The following is a 16,637-nucleotide window of genomic DNA, read 5'->3' on the forward strand; positions in this document are numbered from 1 at the left end:
TAAAAACGACTTACACTTTTTCAGTCAACAACCCGCTGTTGGCTGTGTGCTCAGCTAGGCGACGCAATACCACTAGCATTTCTTCATCAGGAATTTGACGAATCACGTCACCGGTATTGGCTTCATAAATCGTCACCACATCTCGTCCGGATTCTTCATCCACTCGAAATGCGACTCCTTTGTTTATGGACGTTACAAATTCATTCATTTGTGCGACCAATTTTTCACGTTCTTCTTTGTTCAGTTCTTGACGGCTTTCAGCCATCTCGATCGCAGCTTGAACAGAGAAATCGTATTCGGTGTTTTTCGCTTTTTGCGGCGAAATCTCACCATTTGAATTTGCTGGGCTAGACGTGCCTATATCATTGCCATTTTTATTTGCAAACTTTGTGCCATTTGGCGTGCCGTAAGGCTGGATGTTCGATGCGTAGGAGGATATATCCATTACAATCTCCCTTCCACCTTATGGGCTAACGATAGAATCTATCGCTTTGGTGCCCCAGCACTAAGGTGTTGACCTCAGGCTGGGTTTACCACTTAGCCCAACAAGCTTAGCGCTGCAGATGGAGACTGCTTCGCTTGAGCCAGGATTGAAGTACTTGCTTGCTGAAGAATTTGCGACTTAGTCATCGCAGTGGTTTCCTTCGCGTAATCAGTATCTTTAATACGGCTTTTAGACGCGTTAACGTTCTCGTTAATGTTGTCTAGGTTGCTGATTGCGTGGTTGAAGCGGTTTTGGAAAGCACCGAGTGAAGCTCGTTGGCTGTCTACGGACTTAAGAGCACCGTCGATAACCGCTACTGCTTCTTGAGAGCCAGCTACTGTGGTTACGTCGATGTCTTTCACTGTTACGTCTTTCGGGCCACCAAAGCCGATCTCGTCTGCTAGGTTGCCAGAAAACTCAACATCACCTTCAACTTTTTGAGAAGAAGCAAATACTTGTAGTTTGCCATCTTCGCCAACAGAGGCTTTTACATCATCGTTTTGACCGTTGATGTATGTCGCTAGCTGCTCAATATCATCGCCTTGCTTAGCGCTGATTGATAGCTCTTTCTCTTCACCCTGCTTGTTGGTGTAGCTCATTTTGAACTCTGTTTTCTCACCAACAGTCCAAGATGCGTCTTTACCCTCTTCTGCTGCGTAGCTCTTACCACCCATTGCTGAAGTGTCTGAGCGTAGGTTACCCATAGAAAGCATCACTGCTTCACCTGAGTCCGCACCGATTTGGAAAGATTGAGTACCGTAAGTACCGTTTAGAAGCTTGTTACCACCGAAAGAGGTAGTTTCAGCAATACGGTTTAGCTCGTCGTTTAGCGCTGTTACTTCTTCTTGGATCGCTACACGTTCTGCTTTTGAGTTAGAGCCGTTCGCCGATTGAAGCGAAAGATCACGCATACGTTGTAGGATGTTGGTAGATTCATTCATTGCACCTTCAGCAACCTGTGCAATAGAAATACCGTCGTTTGCGTTTTTCACTGCCATGTCTAGGCCACGGCTTTGTGCATTCAAACGGTTTGAAATCTGTAGACCTGCAGCATCGTCTTTCGCGCTATTGATTTTATAACCCGAAGACAAACGCTCCATTGATTTTTGTTGACCGTCAGCTGCCTGGTTTAGGTAACGCTGTGCAGTCATCGCAGAAACGTTAGTATTAACGTTAATCGCCATAATTGATCTCCTTAAGGCTTTAGTGAATGTACCGTCGTGTCTCTCACCTCACTTAGGTACATCTCATTTCTCTCAGTCCCTTTAACGGCGACCGATGAATATCCTTTAGAAGAAATTTTCAATTTTTTGCGATTATTTTCTTTGGCTTACTGAAATGTGATGAAGCTCTAATGTCGTGATTCGCAGAAATCCTGGGGGCCCAAAAGACAGAAAAAAACCCAGCCGAAGCTGGGTTTACTCGCTCATCTCTCACCACGAGCCAATGAGGTTCTCGTCTTAGGTTTGAAATTAACCTAGCAGACTTAGCGCTGAGTTTGGCGCTTGTTTCGCTTGCGCAAGGATTGAGCTTGACGCTTGCGATAAAATTTGTGACTTGGTCATTGCCGTCGTTTCTTTCGCGAAATCTGTATCTTTGATACGGCTCTTCGACGCATTCACGTTCTCGTTAATGTTGTCCAAGTTGCTGATTGCGTGGTTGAAACGGTTCTGGAATGCACCTAGCTCTGCGCGGTGGCTGTCTACGTATTTCAGTGCTGCATCGATGATAGCAACAGATTCTTGTGCGCCACCAACTGAGGTTACGTCGATAGTATCTACCGTTACTTTTTTACCTTCGCCCAAACCTAGCTCACCAGATAGGCCGCCTGAAAACTCGACTTCGCCTTCGACTTTGTTGTTGCCAGCAAAGATTTGCAGTTTACCGTCTTGGTCTACAGAGGCTTTCACTAGGTCAGTTTGACCGTTAATGTAAGTCGCAAGCTCTTCGATATCGTCACCCGCTTTTGCGCTGATGTTGATTTCTTGCTCTTGGCCGTAGCTGTCCGTTAGGTTGATTTTTAGGTCGTTCTTACCTTCAGCAACGTTCCAGTCTTTACCTTTACCACTTTCAGCTTGGTAGCTCACACCGCCCATCATTTTGTTGTCTGAACGCATGTCTTTTAGCTCAAGCATCACTGCTTCGCCGTTATCTGCACCGATTTGGAACGATTTCGCACCGTGTGTGCCGTTTAGTAGCTTGTTACCACCGAAAGAAGTGGTTTCTGCGATACGGTTTAGTTCGTCGTTTAGCGCGGTCACTTCTTCTTGAATCGCAACGCGCTCTGCTTTCGAGTTTGAACCGTTTGCTGATTGCAGAGACAAGTCACGCATACGTTGAAGAATGTTAGTGGTCTCATTCATTGCACCTTCAGCAGTTTGTGCAATCGAGATACCGTCGTTCGCGTTGCGAACCGCTACATCCAAACCACGGCTTTGTACGTTCAAACGGTTCGAGATTTGTAGACCCGCAGCGTCATCTTTTGCGCTGTTGATTTTAAAACCCGAAGACAAACGCTCCATAGAAGTTTGTTGAGCTGAGTTTGCGTTGTTTAGGTAACGCTGAGCGGTCATCGCTGATACGTTAGTGTTTACATTCACTGCCATGGTGATTTCTCCAATTGATTTTCCGGTGTAGCGGTTTCCGACGTCTCGGAAAACCAAGTAGTTCTCTCAAAGTTACTTTTATTAACGGCGCATACCCTGTTTTCTTTAGAGAAAATTTTAGATTTTTTTGAAAATAATTCGTTTGGAGGGGTAATCGTGACAAAGCGGATAAAAAAGCAAAAAACTTTCATTTTTCGCTAAAGCTTCTTTTCGAATTGTCGATACAGGCAGGTTTTGCGTTAAATTCGGGCAAGGCCGTTCATCAGCCAAGCAAGGTCAATGCTAGGTTTGGCGCTTGTTTTGCTTGCGCCAGAATAGAAGTACTGACCTGTTGTAAAATCTGTTGCTTCACCATTTGCGTAGTTTCTTTGGCATAGTCAGTGTCTTGGATACGACTGTTGGAAGCGGCTAAGTTTTCGTGGATGTTATCGAGATTATTGATCGCGTGATTAAAGCGGTTTTGATACGCGCCTAACTCCGCACGACTGCCATCTACCGTTTTCAAAGCATCATCTAAAATGCCGACCGCCATCTGAGCGCCACCGACCGTGCTAATATCAATACTATCTACCGTTCTATTTACGGTGACATACTTGCCAAGTTCTAACTCATCAGCCAGGCCACCACTGAAGGTTGGTCCAGGGTATTTTATGGCGTCCTTGTGGGACATGAGTAACTGCAGTTGCCCCTCTTCATTAACAGACGCTTTCACTTTATCGGTCTGCCCGTTAATGTAAGTCGCGAGTTCTTCTATATCGTCGCCAGCTTTAGCTTCAATACGGATCTCCTGCTCTTCAAAATTGTTATCACGGTAGCTGATAACAATTTCATTATTTCCGTTTTGAACCGTCCAATCTGAACTGACTCTTTGATATGAGCTCATTGAAAAGCTACCTAAAGATTCCGGCTGCATGGTCCGCAGGCCAATTTGTACCGCTTCACCAGCCGTTGCACCGATTTGAAAAGACGATGTACCGAATGTGCCGTTCAGCAATTTACGTCCACCAAAAGATGTGGTTTCTGCAATACGACTTAACTCATCATTTAAAGCAGAGACTTCTTCTTGCAGTGCAGTGCGCTCCGCTTTGCTGTTTGAACCATTGGCTGACTGTAGCGACAAATCACGCATACGTTGCATGATATTGGTCACCTCATTCATCGCGCCTTCCGCAGTTTGCATGATGGAAATGCCGTCATTCGCGTTGCGAACCGCAACATCTAAACCACGCATTTGTGATTGCAAGCGGTTGGAAATTTGCAGACCCGCAGCGTCATCCTTTGCGCTATTAATACGCTTCCCTGAAGACAAACGCTCCATGGATTGATTCAGCATATCCGTTGCACTGGTCAAGTGACGCTGTGCGACAAGTGCTGCAACATTGGTATTAACGGTGATCGCCACGAATAAAGAGTCCTAAAATTAAGGCTTTGAGTACTTATCGACCAAGTAACAGAAAAGTTTAGTGTTTTTTGAAAAGAGATTGGAATAGAAATCGAAAACAAAAGCCCTCCATTGGAGGGCTTAAGAAATAAAGTCTGACAACTTACTTGATGGCTAGCTCTGCGAGCATTTCTTGCGAAGGCGCGAAGAAGTACGCACCAGTTACCGCTGTTGTGAAACGAAGCATTTGGTCTGTTTTACCATCTGTCACGCCGTACATACTTTCTAGCATCACTTTAATGTTATGAAGTGTATTGCAGTAAGAAATAAACAGCAGGCCATGAGGCCCTGTCACCGTCCCGTATGGTAAGCTGTGGCGAACAATCTTCAAACCTTTACCTTCTTCTTTGATATCAACTCGACCAACGTGTGATGCAGCAGGAACGTCTTCTAGCTCGATAGAGTCTAGCTTGGTACGACCAATCACTTTTTCTTGCGCTTTGACATTCAATCGATTCCAAGCGGCAAGGTTATGTTCAAAGCGCTGAGCCATAACATAACTGCCTCCAGCAAATGGGCCCTCTTTTACTAGAGCCACATCAGCGCGAGCCTCCCCTTTCGGGTTTTCTGTGCCATCAATGAAGTCTGTCATATCACGAGCATCAAGGTAACGGTACCCATATGTTTCGTCCACAATGGTGACATCTTGTGCCGTCTCTTCTAGGAACTTACGCAACACGTAAAAATGCAAGTCGTGACGAGTCGAGTGACAGTGAATCAGTACATCTACGTCTGTTGCTGGAGCAACGATGTCACCTTCGCCAAGTTGAGTAAAATCAATAAGCTCTTCTGGCGCGTCTACATTAAGGTGTTCCCAAAACGATTTTGTGAATGCGATAGAAAGCGTCAGCGCTGCACCCGGCTGGGTAATGTTTAACTCTTCCACCAACTTTGGCAGTGCTTTCAGTTTTTCTAATACGTTTTCACGGTTTTGGTTCACTTTGAGTTGAGTGTACAGTGCAAATGGCCCGGCTTCTGGCACGATCGCCGTTTGAGCTTGTGACATTGAGGTTTCCTCTATTACTTTGCCCCAGAGTGGGAAGTTATTGTTTTTAATTCTTTGAATGCTGCTGTTCATCGTGCGCCAATTGTGGCACATGAAAACAGTCTTTTACCCATATTCCATTTAGAAGATAGATCATAAACCAAGCTAATAAGGTAATGGTAAGGGCGTTTGCCCAATTAAACACTCCATGTTCTAGGTACACATGATACATGGTCTGAGCAAGTTGAATACCGCACAAGATCAAAGTGATCTCGCGACCATAGCGAGTAATTCTGTTTACCCATCCTCTGTCGGGATGACGAAGCCCCATTAACCACATAAGAAGCAAACTTGGAATGCCCATCGCCAAACCTAAATACAACGTACTTGAATCTGGGTAAACAATAGCGAGTAGCTTGCTGCCACTATCACGACTTACACCAGCCATGGCAAACACCACCCATGAACGCACAAGAAACATCCATCCCACCCATAAAATGATCGGCGCCTTTAAAAATCCATGAGCGTCATATTGGTCAAACGAATAGCGCACAACATCTTCTTCTTTATGTGATAAAAACGTCACTTTAACCTATCGTTTCAGAGTTGCAAGCCAACAAAGATGAGAACTGAAGTTCATTTCAGCACCTTACACAGGTAAACTAAACAAAGATTTACAGCGACGTTGATGAGAAACATGAAAAAAAGAACTCCTGCCACCCCTGTGCCTTCTCAAGAAACACAAGCCGAAGCGATGAGAATTGCTAAATCCACGCAAAAGCCCGGCCAAACCAAAGAGCAAACCAAGCTCATCGCTCAAGGTATCGAAAAAGGCATCGCGCAATATAAGAAACAACAAAAAGAGCGCAACCGCCAAGCCGATAAAGCGAAGAAAAAACAGCAACGTGAAAAACAACGTCAGCATGAAGAGATTATCGAACAAGACAATATCACCAACGATGCGCCAAACCATTCATCAAGCAAACTGCCTTGGACACTACTTGTCCTGAGCTGGATTGGCTTTGCTGCTTACATAGTATTGGGGAAATAGCTAATGAAACGCCTGTTACTTGGACTTTTTGTCGTGCTTCTAACGGGTTGCACGATGCCATCTCACCTTACTCATGCTCAAAGTCAAGATGTTCATATTCGCATTGACGCGCAATTCGACCCTGAGCGATGCGAATACAAAGGCGAAGTCACCGGAAGTGAAGGCCATTGGTATAACTACATTTTCATGACTAATGACGCGATGATGCAAGGCGCGATGAACGATTTAAAAAACAATGCAGCGGCTATCGATGCGGACACCGTTTTTATGGTTTCCCCACAAGATTTTATCACTTCATTTAGCGTACTGGGTTCCGCCTACCGCTGCAATGGATGAGGCCTGAATATGAAAAAAGCCAGCAATTGCTGGCTTATGCACGAAATCCAAGACTGCTAGCGATATCTCTCTCCCGCTCTAGAACCCATTGGCTATCAAAAGGCCCCCAATCTGAAAGTTGATAATAGCCGTCATTATGACGTCGGCCATCTTGAACGAATATGAGTTCAATGCCGATCCCAGGTAACGCCTTGAGTACATCTTGAATAGTACGACGAGGCCACCCCGTTTTTTCGATCAACTTTGGCACATTCGGCCTTTCTAGGTTTTCCACCAACAAGGCCAAATATAGCCGCCTTGCAAAAACAGGACTCAATTCCATTGACACCTCCTAAAATTGTGCTGATTCATTATTTCGTTTTTGCTCAGCGAGGTGTTGCGTTTGATCAATAACTCGACTTTTCCATTTTATTTAGACGAATTTTTATTCGATTTATAGCGCATTCATCGTAAATAAGTTATGTGACATTAGTTATCTCAATCTATCTGAAAATATTTTCCACCGCATTTTGTCAGTTTGATTGCTTCTTGATAGGATGCTTTAACAGCCCAAATCACTTAAGTGCGTCTTAACCGCGCCAGTGAAAAATAGAACAAAGAAAAAGGAAACACTATGTCGATTACCATGTTTGGTATTCCCAACTGCGATACGATCAAAAAAGCCAAGAAATGGTTAGAAGCCGAGGATATTGCTTACGACTTCCATGACTACCGTAAGCAAGGCATTGATGCAGAAATGGTAAGTGAATTTTGTCGCGCTTTAGGTTGGGAACAGGTGCTCAATAAACGTGGCACAACCTACCGCCAATTAGCGCAAGAGCAGAAAGACACACTTAACGAGGAAAACGCCATCGCTCTTTTGGTAGAAAACCCTGCGATGATTAAACGCCCAATTTTAAAAGTGAATGATCAACTTCATATCGGTTTTAAAGCTGATCAATACGCTAGCATTTTCAACTCTTAAATAAAGGAATACTCAAGGATGACAGACAGTCCAGTATTGGCACTTGCTAAAGATCTGATCAGTAGACAGTCCGTAACGCCGGAAGACGCAGGTTGTCAGGATTTGATGATCGAGCGCTTAAAAGCACTCGGGTTTGAAATTGAAGTGATGGTATTTGAAGACACCACGAACTTCTGGGCTCGACGTGGTTCAGAAGCGCCGCTATTTGCGTTTGCTGGCCACACCGATGTGGTACCAGCTGGCAAATTGGAACACTGGAATACACATCCGTTTGAACCGACCATTATTGATGGTTACTTGCATGGCCGCGGCGCAGCTGACATGAAAGGGTCACTCGCCGCTATGGTTGTTGCAGTTGAACGCTTTATCGCCGAAAACCCAGATCACAAAGGCTCAATTGGCTTCTTAATTACGTCGGATGAAGAAGGGCCATTTATCAACGGTACCGTTCGTGTTGTAGAAACGTTGATGGAACGTGGTGAGAACATCGATATGTGTATTGTTGGTGAACCATCCAGCACCGAAGTGGTTGGCGATGTAGTGAAAAATGGACGCCGTGGATCCATCACTGGTGATTTAACGGTAAAAGGAACACAAGGCCACGTGGCCTACCCTCACCTAGCCAGCAATCCAGTGCATGAGTCTCTACTCGCGATTCATGAACTCGCGACGACAGAATGGGACAAAGGGAATGATTACTTCCCACCGACCAGTTTCCAGATCCCGAATGTATCGGCTGGCACTGGTGCGTCTAACGTTATTCCTGGCGAGTTCCATGTTCAGTTCAACCTACGTTTTAGTACTGAGCTTAACAATGACGCAATTGTTCAGCGTGTTACCGAAACATTGGACAAGCATGAGCTGGACTACGACCTAAAATGGACATTCAACGGTGACCCATTCCTGACCGATACGGGCGCACTGCTAGACGCGGTTGTAGCTGCAGTGGCCGAAGTCAATGATACGAAGCCAGCGCTACTTACAACTGGCGGTACGTCTGATGGTCGTTTTATTGCTCGAATGGGAGGTCAAGTCGTAGAGTTAGGCCCTGTTAACGCTACGATTCATAAAGTGAACGAGTGTGTGAAAGTCGACGATCTTGAAAAGTTGACGGACATGTACGAAAACACGTTGAAGCACCTATTGGCGAAGTAATCAGCGAGAACACAATGACACCAGAGCAACTCACCGGAATCACTGATTCCCATCTTCAATCCACTTTAGTGGATCAAAAAGCGTTTCTACTCCACCCTGAAGTGGCTGACGATCTGCTAAAGATGATTGAAGCGGCAACAGAAGCAGGTTTCAAAATGGAAATCGCCAGTGGTTTTCGTGACTTTAATCGCCAAAAAGCCATCTGGAACGGGAAGTTTTCTGGTGAGTTGCCAATTCTCGACATCAACTCCCGCCCTTTGAATAAAGCAGAGTTAAATGACAAAGAGAAATTGATGGCCATTTTGCGCTGGTCGGCATTGCCCGGAGGAAGTCGTCATCATTGGGGTTGTGATTTTGATGTCTATGCGCACAATTTATTGCCTGCTGACACAAGACTCAAGTTGGAACCTTGGGAGTATCTTGAAGGCCACCAGCAGGCGTTCAACCAATGGTTAAAAGCCAACCTTGGTCGGTTCGGTTTCTTCTTTCCTTATCAACATGATTTAGGTGGCGTTTCGATTGAGCCTTGGCACATTAGTCACCGCGCTGTCGGGCAGCAATGCCTCGAGCAGTTGACGCTTGATGTACTCAGAAGCCAGTTGATTAAACAAAATCAGACCGACAACATTGCAGGGATTGACGTCATACTGAATAATTTGGATAACGTCGTTGCCAAATTTATTCACAATATCACGCCGCCGGAGGCTCTATGATAGAAATACTAACCAATCCTTGGGTCATTATTATTGTAGTGTTGAGCGTGGTCATTGGTAATATTGCCGCACTCAAATATACCGCAAAAATGAAGTTTGGTCAGATGGATAAAAGCCGTAAGAACGATTTAGATAAGCTGAACACATTGGATAAACAGCGCTACGCTGAAGAAGATAAAAACAAAAACGAGCCTCGTTAGTTACTCACCAGCTTCATCTCGACACATTTAATCTAAACATCAAAAAAGGGACCACTAGGTCCCTTTTCTATCATTAAGTAAACACGCCGCGTTAAGCTCGCTTTGTTTACTGCTTCACTGTTGCAGCCAATACAGGCGCTAGTGATTTCAAAAACTCTTCTTCTACTGGCTTGCCAGAGGAGTCGGTGATATTGATAGACGTACGGTTGCCTAAATCACCAAGTAAGAATGTGTACTTACCAGCGGCTAACTCCACTGGTTTAACGCCGATATCGTTCCAGAATTCATCATCCGGAGATGCATATTTCGCAGTGATTGTGCCCTGAGACTGGCTACGCTCTTCAATCTTAAAGCCCATCTTAGGTAGAATATTAGGCAGACGTTGCCAAAGCATGTTGTATTGCGCACGCGCGATAATCACTGGAAGTCCGCTGCGGTCTTTACCCATTGTGATTGGGATCTGTTTAACCAACTCTTGCGCTTTACGCTGTGCTTCTTCACGCACTTCTTGATCGTAGCGAGCGGTGACCAAGTTCGTCATGAACACATTGTAGCGCTCACGGTTGGTCGCCGTTACTTCTTTCACTTGATTGCCTTCACGCCAGTCAATAAGGCTCACCTTAAAGCCGTGTCGACCATTTGCTTCAGCGCGTACGATTTCATATCGGCTGCCAATTTCTAGCTCTTCATCTGGCGAATCCCAAGTCACCCATCCTGTCTCGATGCGAGAGTCTGTTTGGCTTTCAACTGGAATCTCGTTAGCCGCGACCATGTTTTGCACCGTTTGCCAAACTTTATCTAGTTCATCTTTACGAAGTAGCCAAAGTGTCACTTCACCATCACTACTGCGGTCTAGACGTGCACCGGGAATAAGCTCTAGGACTTGTTGAGGTGGACGAATGTCGACATCTTTACCGACACCACCAGCGTAGTTACCCTGAGGGATCTCGTAGTTAGGGTAAAACTGAGGCTGTGCACCCTTTGGGACATTCCACTCACCCAAATTTGGGGAGTTCAAATACTCGAAGTCATCTTTTGCTTGACGACGTTGATTGGCACCACCTGAACAGGCAGTCAATACGAATACAGCTAATGAACTTAACACTAACTGGCTTGAAAGCTTCATCTATACTCCTAAAACACCGAGGGCGCTTTGGCCCCCAGTATGAACTTCAATCCTAGTAACTCAATCTTAATAGCTCAATCTTAATAGCTCAATCTTAATAAATATGGGCGTCTGTTAGCGCCTGCTCGACGATCGGCTGCGATTTTTCAGAAAGCGTAGTTAAAGGAAGACGCAAACCACCTTCTTCAATCAAACCAAGCTTTTGCGCTGCCCATTTTACTGGGATAGGGCTTGCTTCGATGAAAAGGTTTTTGTGTAGAGTCATCAAGCGTTGGTTAATCGCTTCTGCTTCTTCGTACTTACCTTCACTTGCCAAATGGAACATGTCTGCCATGTCTTTAGCTGCAATATTGTTCGTTACCGAGATAACACCATTGCCGCCAAGTTTCACAAAATCCAGCCCTGTCGCATCATCGCCACTTAGTAAGATAAAATCTTCGCCACAAAGTTCACGATGAATTGCAATTCGTTCCAAATCGCCCGTTGCATCTTTTAGAGCCACGATATTATCAAGCTTTGACAAGCGTGCCACTGTTTCTGGCTGCATATCAACAGCAGTACGGCCTGGTACGTTGTACAAAATTAGAGGCACATCACTCGCTTCGGCAATTGCCTTGTAATGTAGAAACAAACCCTCTTGAGTTGGTTTGTTGTAATACGGTGTCACACTCAGGAAGCCAGCAATACCAGAATCAGCCAGTAATTTGCTAAATGTTACTGCCTCATGGGTAGCATTTGCACCCGTGCCAGCAATCACAGGGATGCGACCGTCGGCAAACTCAACAGTTTTATTAACGACCTTTACATGCTCTTCAATGGTCAGTGTCGCTGACTCACCTGTTGTGCCTACTGCCACAATACCGTCTGTACCCGCTTCAACGTGGTACTCTACTAGCTTTTGCAGACCATCAAAGTCTACTTCGCCATCTGCTTTGAATGGCGTAATCAGCGCTACGATACTTCCTGAAAACATGTTTATCTCCCTCATTTAACTCTTTCTGCATGGTACTGTAATGCGATTGAAAAACACAAGAGCGTAAACTCGCTTACAAAGTACAAATGAATGAATAATTACCAGTTGTTAGAGGTCTAGCAACTTAATTGCTCTATTTGGTTTGATTAACGGCAATATTGATAATCGTGTTGGGCTTTCGAGTGACTTTAGAATCTATCAGTGATTTGGAAAATACTGAAGAGCACAAGCAAGGAAAATATACTCTTTGGTCTTGTTAGCCAAGTCAGATCTAAGTGAATAAAACGGCCAGACAATAGGCAAGCACATCATGCAAACGTTTTGTTTATCCTGTAGCCTGCATTTACTGTTTATTTCCCACCGCTCCCCTCAACATCCTCCTGCTTTTTATAGACTAAAAAAGAACTGGCTCGATATTTCTTCGCAATATCTGTGCTAACATCTCTCTATTGAAGAAAGGACAAGAAGCTCATTTATGAAGCAACATCTGGTACTTACAGCAGTTGGAACGGACCGTCCAGGCATTTGTAACCAAGTCGTACAGCTCGTTACTCAAGCTGGTTGTAACATAGTCGATAGCCGTATCGCTATCTTTGGCAGCGAATTTACGCTGATCATGCTCCTGACTGGGAACGCCAGCAGCGTGACTCGAGTTGAAACGCAATTGCCCCTGCTTGGCCAAGAACATGACCTTATTACGATCATGAAACGCACAGCGGCGCACGAACTGCTCGATAACAGCTACACCATGGAAGTGTTTATTGAGTCTGAAGACCGCCCTGGGTTAACTGAAAAATTTACTAAGTTCTTCGCTGATCAGCAGATTGGTTTAGACTCTCTTAGTGCGCAAACCATCAGCAAGTCGAAAATTCAACTCGATTCTGACCAGTTTCACATTGCGATTACTGCATCTGTAAGCGCGGATTTTAATTTGATGCAGTTACAAGAAGACTTCGATGAACTTTGTAAGTCGCTCAACGTACAAGGTTCTCTGAATTTCATTAAAAACACACTATAAAGTAAAGGAAATCAAAATGAATACGCTGACAGCAGGCTCGCCAGCGCCAGCCTTCTCTTTGCTCGACCAAGACGGAAATACCGTTTCTCTTGAAGACTTTAAAGGCAAGAAAGTACTTTTCTACTTTTACCCTAAGGCGATGACGCCGGGTTGTACTACACAAGCAAAAGGCCTTCGTGACATCAAAGCTGAACTCGATGCACATAACGTGGTAGTACTCGGCGTAAGCATCGACCCTGTAAAGCGCCTAGGCAAGTTCATCGAGCGCGATGATTTAAACTTCACTCTGCTTTCTGATGAAGACCATGCCGTTGCAGACCAGTTCGGCGTTTGGGGCGAAAAGAAATTCATGGGCAAAGTATACGACGGTCTTCACCGCATTAGCTTTCTGATCAATGAAGAAGGCGTGATCGAACACGTGTTTAACAAGTTCAAAACCAAAGATCACCACGAAGTCGTATTAAACTACTTAAACGAAAACGCTTAAACGCTATTGTTTTTCTACAAACAAAAAGCCCAGCAAACTGCTGGGCTTTCTTTTAACCATCGTACCTTTGGTAACAACTACTCTTGTTCGACAGGTTCGTTTTCTTCCGTGCTTGGTAATGCATGCCATACGGCTTTGACTAATGTCGCTAAAGGAATGGCGAAGAACACCCCCCAAAAACCCCACAGCCCACCAAAGACTAATACAGCCACAATGATAGCAACTGGGTGTAAGTTTACTGCCTCGGAAAACAGAACAGGAACCAACACATTACCATCCAGCGCCTGGATAATACCGTAAGCAAGCAACAACCAATAAAACGGAGGCGTTAAACCCCATTGGAACAAACCAACGATAGCAACAGGTACAGTAACAGCCGCCGCACCGATATAAGGAATCAAAACCGACAGACCAACGGCTACGGCAAGCAACGCCGAGTAACGAAGATCTAAAAGGGCAAAAGTCACGTAGCTCACACCGCCCACGATTAAAATCTCTAACACTTTACCGCGAATGTAATTTGATATCTGCTCGTTCATTTCATGCCAAACTTTATTCGCCAATTTACGGTTTTTCGGCAGAATACCGCTTGCGATTCGCAGCATTTCTTCTTTGTCTTTAAGCAAAAAGAAGATAAGGAGTGGCACTAAGATCAAATATACCGCTAGCGTTGCAATGCTAACTAATGAAGCAAGCGACCCTTTGACGACACTTTCACCCAGCCCCAGTGCTTGGTTTTTGGCGTTCGTCACCACGGTTTCTACTATTTCTAAATTGGCTAGTTCAGGATGGCGCTCTGGCAATGTGACAATAAACTTTTGTAGCCCGTTGTACATGTTCGGAATATCGTTAATTAGATTACCGACCTGAGTCCAAATCGTCGGAACCAAGCCAAACAACGCAATTAACATCAACCCGACAAAGACCAAGATAACGATAATAACCGACAAGGTGCGCGGCACGCCTATACGACACATTTTGACAACTGGCCATTCAAGTAGATAAGCCAAAACGATCGCGACAAGTAATGGCGCAATCAAGTGTCCAAAGAAGTAAATGGTGATAAAGCCAAACAGCAAGATCGCGACGAGACTTACTGCGTGAGGGTCAGAGAAACGTCGTTTATACCAACGACTAACCATTTCAAACATCTTATGCGGATTCCTTATTGAAGACAGTCAATGTGTAGTGCTCTGATGTAGATTGGCAATCAACTGAGTACCCTTGGGCACTAAGATAGTTCACAATGTCTCGTTTAGAGCTGTTGTCCACCACTTGAATGACAAGTTGATGATACTGCTTTGCTTCTCCTTGAAAGACCTCAGCAGCATGACGCTTTGCAAGTAACAGTGCCATAGGACAACGTTGCTCACGCAAATCAAGTAACATGGATTCCATTGTATTGCTCTGCACTTATGATAGGGTTGTATTGTAACGGCTTTTTGAGCTGGTGCTAGCACTTCTGACATGATTTAACCACATGCTGAAATAGCTCGGATATAAAATAATTTACGAAACCAATTCATTTATTTCCGGTCTTACTGTTAGCTTATATCCTCACGGATAACCAAAACGTATGTGGCGCTGTTAATAGGCTCTCGACCTGTAACCACATGCTTATGTATTTTGGAGAACCTTGTAAACGTATGTTAAAACGCACTCGCTCGCTAGTTTGCTTATGTCTTGCTGCTGCCATCAGTTCGCCGACAACTTATGCCAATAGCATTGACTTGCCAGACATTGGCACAGCTGCTGGTGGCACGCTTTCAATAGACCAAGAGTTGATTTATGGCGACGCCTATATGCGTATGCTCAGAGCCAGTAAACCTATCGTTAATGACCCTGCCATCAATGAATATATTGACTCTCTTGGGCACAAATTAGTGGCCAATGCGAATGATGTAAAAACGCCGTTCCACTTCTTTATGATTCGCGACCGTAATATCAACGCATTCGCGTTTTTTGGTGGCTATGTAGCGCTGCATTCTGGGTTGTTTCTTCATGCTCGTTCAGAAAGTGAGCTGGCCTCTGTTGTCGCTCACGAGATAGCGCACGTCACACAACGTCACCTTGCTCGGAGTATGGAAGAACAAGCGCGTCGCTCTCCGGCCACATTAGCCGCACTTGCGGGGGCACTACTACTTTCAATTGCCTCACCCGAAGCGGGGATGGCTGCAATTACAGCAGCAACCGCGGGCAACATGCAAAGTCAAATCAACTACACTCGTGCAAACGAAAAAGAAGCGGATCGCTTTGGTATTTCGACACTAGCAAAAGCCGGCTTTGATGTTCAAGCAATGCCAAGGTTTTTTGGCCGTCTTGCTGATGAGTATCGTTATGCGAGTAAACCGCCACCAATGCTCCTGACTCACCCTTTGCCTGAAGATCGAATTACCGATAGCCGTGCGCGAGCAAGAACCTATCCTCCAATGCGTGTTGTGCCTTCAATAGACTATCATCTAGCTCGCGCGCGCATTGTGGCTCGTTACGCTGGCATTGATGGACAAGCCGCCCTGAGCTGGTTTGAGAGAACCCAAAAGAAAGCCTCTGCGGACATTACACCTGCTTTTGATTATGGTCGAGCACTCGTGCATTTAGACAATAAACGCTTATCTCAAGCGGAACCAATTTTGAAAAAGTTACTGGAACAAGACCCAAGTAACCCGTTTTACTTGGACGCTATGACGGATTTATACATCGAGAAGAAGCAGCCAGAAAAAGCAACCGAGATGCTCCGCAAAGCGTTATCTCGTAACCCTCAAAATAAAGTATTGACCATTAACTACGCCAATGCGCTACTTGAGGACAATAAAAACGATCAAGCCACGCGAGTTCTTCAAAGATACACTCATGACTATCCTGAAGATACAAATGGCTGGCACCTAATATCGAAGAGCTACCACGCGCTGGGGCGTAGCGATGAAGAGTTGGCTGCTCGAGCAGAAATTTTGGCATTGCGAGCAAATTGGAATAAAGCGATTCAATATTATAGTGAAGCAAGTAAAATGGCCAAGTTGGGCAGCTTAGAGCAAGCGCGATACGATGCCCGTATCGACCAACTCATGATCCAAAGAGATCGATTCATGGCATTACAATAA

At 45.0% G+C, this 16,637-nt stretch carries 20 protein-coding genes; 9 read left to right on the forward strand and 11 right to left on the reverse strand.

Annotated features, from left to right (window positions below; genetic code table 11):
* Nucleotides 1-10: 10 nt before the first annotated feature.
* The 6 genes from flaG to N646_RS06560 all read right to left on the reverse strand — a co-directional run bounded on the left by flaG (nucleotide 11) and on the right by N646_RS06560 (nucleotide 6,069).
* On the reverse strand, nucleotides 11-445 hold the full coding sequence (gene flaG / locus N646_RS06535) for a flagellar protein FlaG (RefSeq protein WP_005384493.1): 435 nt from the start codon (nucleotides 443-445) through the stop codon (nucleotides 11-13).
* A gap of 92 nt (nucleotides 446-537) precedes the next feature.
* Nucleotides 538-1,668, reverse strand: a complete 1,131-nt coding sequence (locus N646_RS06540; RefSeq protein ID WP_005380449.1) for a flagellin — start codon at nucleotides 1,666-1,668, stop codon at nucleotides 538-540.
* Nucleotides 1,669-1,956: 288 nt separating this feature from the next.
* Nucleotides 1,957-3,090 (reverse strand): flagellin, encoded by a 1,134-nt coding sequence (locus N646_RS06545; RefSeq protein WP_005380447.1) that lies wholly within the window; start codon nucleotides 3,088-3,090, stop codon nucleotides 1,957-1,959.
* Between the two features lie 262 nt (nucleotides 3,091-3,352).
* On the reverse strand, nucleotides 3,353-4,492 hold the full coding sequence (locus N646_RS06550) for a flagellin (RefSeq protein ID WP_005380443.1): 1,140 nt from the start codon (nucleotides 4,490-4,492) through the stop codon (nucleotides 3,353-3,355).
* Nucleotides 4,493-4,634: 142 nt separating this feature from the next.
* Nucleotides 4,635-5,537, reverse strand: coding sequence for a Dyp-type peroxidase (locus N646_RS06555; protein WP_005380441.1), 903 nt, complete (start codon nucleotides 5,535-5,537; stop codon nucleotides 4,635-4,637).
* Nucleotides 5,538-5,583: 46 nt separating this feature from the next.
* Nucleotides 5,584-6,069, reverse strand: coding sequence for a DUF2919 domain-containing protein (locus tag N646_RS06560; protein ID WP_021707707.1), 486 nt, complete (start codon nucleotides 6,067-6,069; stop codon nucleotides 5,584-5,586).
* 144 nt (nucleotides 6,070-6,213) lie between these two features.
* Between N646_RS06560 and N646_RS06565 the strand changes: the two genes are divergently transcribed.
* Nucleotides 6,214-6,567 carry a DUF2956 domain-containing protein gene (locus N646_RS06565; protein WP_005387718.1) on the forward strand — a complete coding sequence of 118 codons (354 nt, stop codon included), beginning with the start codon at nucleotides 6,214-6,216 and terminating at the stop codon, nucleotides 6,565-6,567.
* Nucleotides 6,568-6,570: 3 nt separating this feature from the next.
* Nucleotides 6,571-6,903, forward strand: a complete 333-nt coding sequence (locus N646_RS06570) for a DUF4156 domain-containing protein (protein WP_005380435.1) — start codon at nucleotides 6,571-6,573, stop codon at nucleotides 6,901-6,903.
* Between the two features lie 34 nt (nucleotides 6,904-6,937).
* On the opposite strand, the gene N646_RS06575 is transcribed toward N646_RS06570, so the two are convergent.
* Nucleotides 6,938-7,225 carry a winged helix-turn-helix domain-containing protein gene (locus N646_RS06575; protein ID WP_005380433.1) on the reverse strand — a complete coding sequence of 96 codons (288 nt, stop codon included), beginning with the start codon at nucleotides 7,223-7,225 and terminating at the stop codon, nucleotides 6,938-6,940.
* Between the two features lie 291 nt (nucleotides 7,226-7,516).
* On the opposite strand from N646_RS06575, the gene N646_RS06580 reads away from it, so the two are divergent.
* From N646_RS06580 to N646_RS06595, 4 genes are read left to right on the forward strand one after another with little or no spacing between them, the layout of a single operon-like run.
* Nucleotides 7,517-7,867 (forward strand): ArsC family reductase, encoded by a 351-nt coding sequence (locus N646_RS06580; protein WP_005380431.1) that lies wholly within the window; start codon nucleotides 7,517-7,519, stop codon nucleotides 7,865-7,867.
* An 18-nt stretch (nucleotides 7,868-7,885) separates the two neighbouring features.
* The gene (gene dapE, locus N646_RS06585; protein ID WP_017820820.1) at nucleotides 7,886-9,022 is read left to right on the forward strand and encodes a succinyl-diaminopimelate desuccinylase; all 1,137 of its coding nucleotides are present in this window, start codon (nucleotides 7,886-7,888) and stop codon (nucleotides 9,020-9,022) included.
* A gap of 14 nt (nucleotides 9,023-9,036) precedes the next feature.
* Nucleotides 9,037-9,735, forward strand: a complete 699-nt coding sequence (locus N646_RS06590; RefSeq protein ID WP_005380427.1) for a M15 family metallopeptidase — start codon at nucleotides 9,037-9,039, stop codon at nucleotides 9,733-9,735.
* Nucleotides 9,732-9,935, forward strand: a complete 204-nt coding sequence (locus tag N646_RS06595; RefSeq protein WP_005380425.1) for a DUF2897 family protein — start codon at nucleotides 9,732-9,734, stop codon at nucleotides 9,933-9,935. The genes N646_RS06590 and N646_RS06595 overlap by 4 nt, the downstream gene beginning before the upstream one ends.
* A gap of 106 nt (nucleotides 9,936-10,041) precedes the next feature.
* Here N646_RS06595 and bamC read toward each other — a convergent pair whose 3' ends face one another.
* Together bamC and dapA are read right to left on the reverse strand one after the other, a co-directional pair.
* Nucleotides 10,042-11,061, reverse strand: a complete 1,020-nt coding sequence (bamC, locus tag N646_RS06600; RefSeq protein WP_017820821.1) for an outer membrane protein assembly factor BamC — start codon at nucleotides 11,059-11,061, stop codon at nucleotides 10,042-10,044.
* Between the two features lie 94 nt (nucleotides 11,062-11,155).
* Nucleotides 11,156-12,034 (reverse strand): 4-hydroxy-tetrahydrodipicolinate synthase, encoded by an 879-nt coding sequence (dapA, locus tag N646_RS06605; protein WP_005380422.1) that lies wholly within the window; start codon nucleotides 12,032-12,034, stop codon nucleotides 11,156-11,158.
* A 475-nt stretch (nucleotides 12,035-12,509) separates the two neighbouring features.
* Here dapA and N646_RS06610 point away from each other — a divergent pair, with 475 nt between their 5' ends.
* The gene (locus N646_RS06610; RefSeq protein ID WP_005380420.1) at nucleotides 12,510-13,052 is read left to right on the forward strand and encodes a glycine cleavage system protein R; all 543 of its coding nucleotides are present in this window, start codon (nucleotides 12,510-12,512) and stop codon (nucleotides 13,050-13,052) included.
* A 16-nt stretch (nucleotides 13,053-13,068) separates the two neighbouring features.
* Nucleotides 13,069-13,539 (forward strand): thioredoxin-dependent thiol peroxidase, encoded by a 471-nt coding sequence (bcp, locus tag N646_RS06615; RefSeq protein ID WP_005380418.1) that lies wholly within the window; start codon nucleotides 13,069-13,071, stop codon nucleotides 13,537-13,539.
* A 77-nt stretch (nucleotides 13,540-13,616) separates the two neighbouring features.
* Here bcp and N646_RS06620 read toward each other — a convergent pair whose 3' ends face one another.
* Both N646_RS06620 and N646_RS06625 read right to left on the reverse strand, forming a co-directional pair.
* Nucleotides 13,617-14,690 (reverse strand): AI-2E family transporter, encoded by a 1,074-nt coding sequence (locus N646_RS06620; protein ID WP_005380416.1) that lies wholly within the window; start codon nucleotides 14,688-14,690, stop codon nucleotides 13,617-13,619.
* A 1-nt stretch (nucleotide 14,691) separates the two neighbouring features.
* Nucleotides 14,692-14,928, reverse strand: coding sequence for a sulfurtransferase TusA family protein (locus N646_RS06625; protein ID WP_005380414.1), 237 nt, complete (start codon nucleotides 14,926-14,928; stop codon nucleotides 14,692-14,694).
* 257 nt (nucleotides 14,929-15,185) lie between these two features.
* On the opposite strand from N646_RS06625, the gene bepA reads away from it, so the two are divergent.
* On the forward strand, nucleotides 15,186-16,637 hold the full coding sequence (gene bepA / locus N646_RS06630; RefSeq protein ID WP_017820822.1) for a beta-barrel assembly-enhancing protease: 1,452 nt from the start codon (nucleotides 15,186-15,188) through the stop codon (nucleotides 16,635-16,637).

It is taken from the genome of Vibrio alginolyticus NBRC 15630 = ATCC 17749 (assembly GCF_000354175.2).
Classification (GTDB): Bacteria; Pseudomonadota; Gammaproteobacteria; order Enterobacterales; family Vibrionaceae; genus Vibrio; species Vibrio alginolyticus.

Coding starts and splice junctions, on each gene's coding strand:
- N646_RS06565 (WP_005387718.1), top strand. CDS start 6,214: ATGAAAAAAAGAACTCCTGCCACCCCTGTGCCTTCTCAAGAAACACAA.
- bepA (WP_017820822.1), top strand. CDS start 15,186: ATGTTAAAACGCACTCGCTCGCTAGTTTGCTTATGTCTTGCTGCTGCC.
- dapE (WP_017820820.1), top strand. CDS start 7,886: ATGACAGACAGTCCAGTATTGGCACTTGCTAAAGATCTGATCAGTAGA.
- N646_RS06545 (WP_005380447.1), bottom strand. CDS start 3,090: ATGGCAGTGAATGTAAACACTAACGTATCAGCGATGACCGCTCAGCGT.
- N646_RS06555 (WP_005380441.1), bottom strand. CDS start 5,537: ATGTCACAAGCTCAAACGGCGATCGTGCCAGAAGCCGGGCCATTTGCA.
- N646_RS06580 (WP_005380431.1), top strand. CDS start 7,517: ATGTCGATTACCATGTTTGGTATTCCCAACTGCGATACGATCAAAAAA.
- flaG (WP_005384493.1), bottom strand. CDS start 445: ATGGATATATCCTCCTACGCATCGAACATCCAGCCTTACGGCACGCCA.
- N646_RS06625 (WP_005380414.1), bottom strand. CDS start 14,928: ATGTTACTTGATTTGCGTGAGCAACGTTGTCCTATGGCACTGTTACTT.
- N646_RS06540 (WP_005380449.1), bottom strand. CDS start 1,668: ATGGCGATTAACGTTAATACTAACGTTTCTGCGATGACTGCACAGCGT.
- bamC (WP_017820821.1), bottom strand. CDS start 11,061: ATGAAGCTTTCAAGCCAGTTAGTGTTAAGTTCATTAGCTGTATTCGTA.
- bcp (WP_005380418.1), top strand. CDS start 13,069: ATGAATACGCTGACAGCAGGCTCGCCAGCGCCAGCCTTCTCTTTGCTC.
- N646_RS06575 (WP_005380433.1), bottom strand. CDS start 7,225: ATGGAATTGAGTCCTGTTTTTGCAAGGCGGCTATATTTGGCCTTGTTG.
- N646_RS06570 (WP_005380435.1), top strand. CDS start 6,571: ATGAAACGCCTGTTACTTGGACTTTTTGTCGTGCTTCTAACGGGTTGC.
- dapA (WP_005380422.1), bottom strand. CDS start 12,034: ATGTTTTCAGGAAGTATCGTAGCGCTGATTACGCCATTCAAAGCAGAT.
- N646_RS06610 (WP_005380420.1), top strand. CDS start 12,510: ATGAAGCAACATCTGGTACTTACAGCAGTTGGAACGGACCGTCCAGGC.
- N646_RS06590 (WP_005380427.1), top strand. CDS start 9,037: ATGACACCAGAGCAACTCACCGGAATCACTGATTCCCATCTTCAATCC.
- N646_RS06595 (WP_005380425.1), top strand. CDS start 9,732: ATGATAGAAATACTAACCAATCCTTGGGTCATTATTATTGTAGTGTTG.
- N646_RS06620 (WP_005380416.1), bottom strand. CDS start 14,690: ATGTTTGAAATGGTTAGTCGTTGGTATAAACGACGTTTCTCTGACCCT.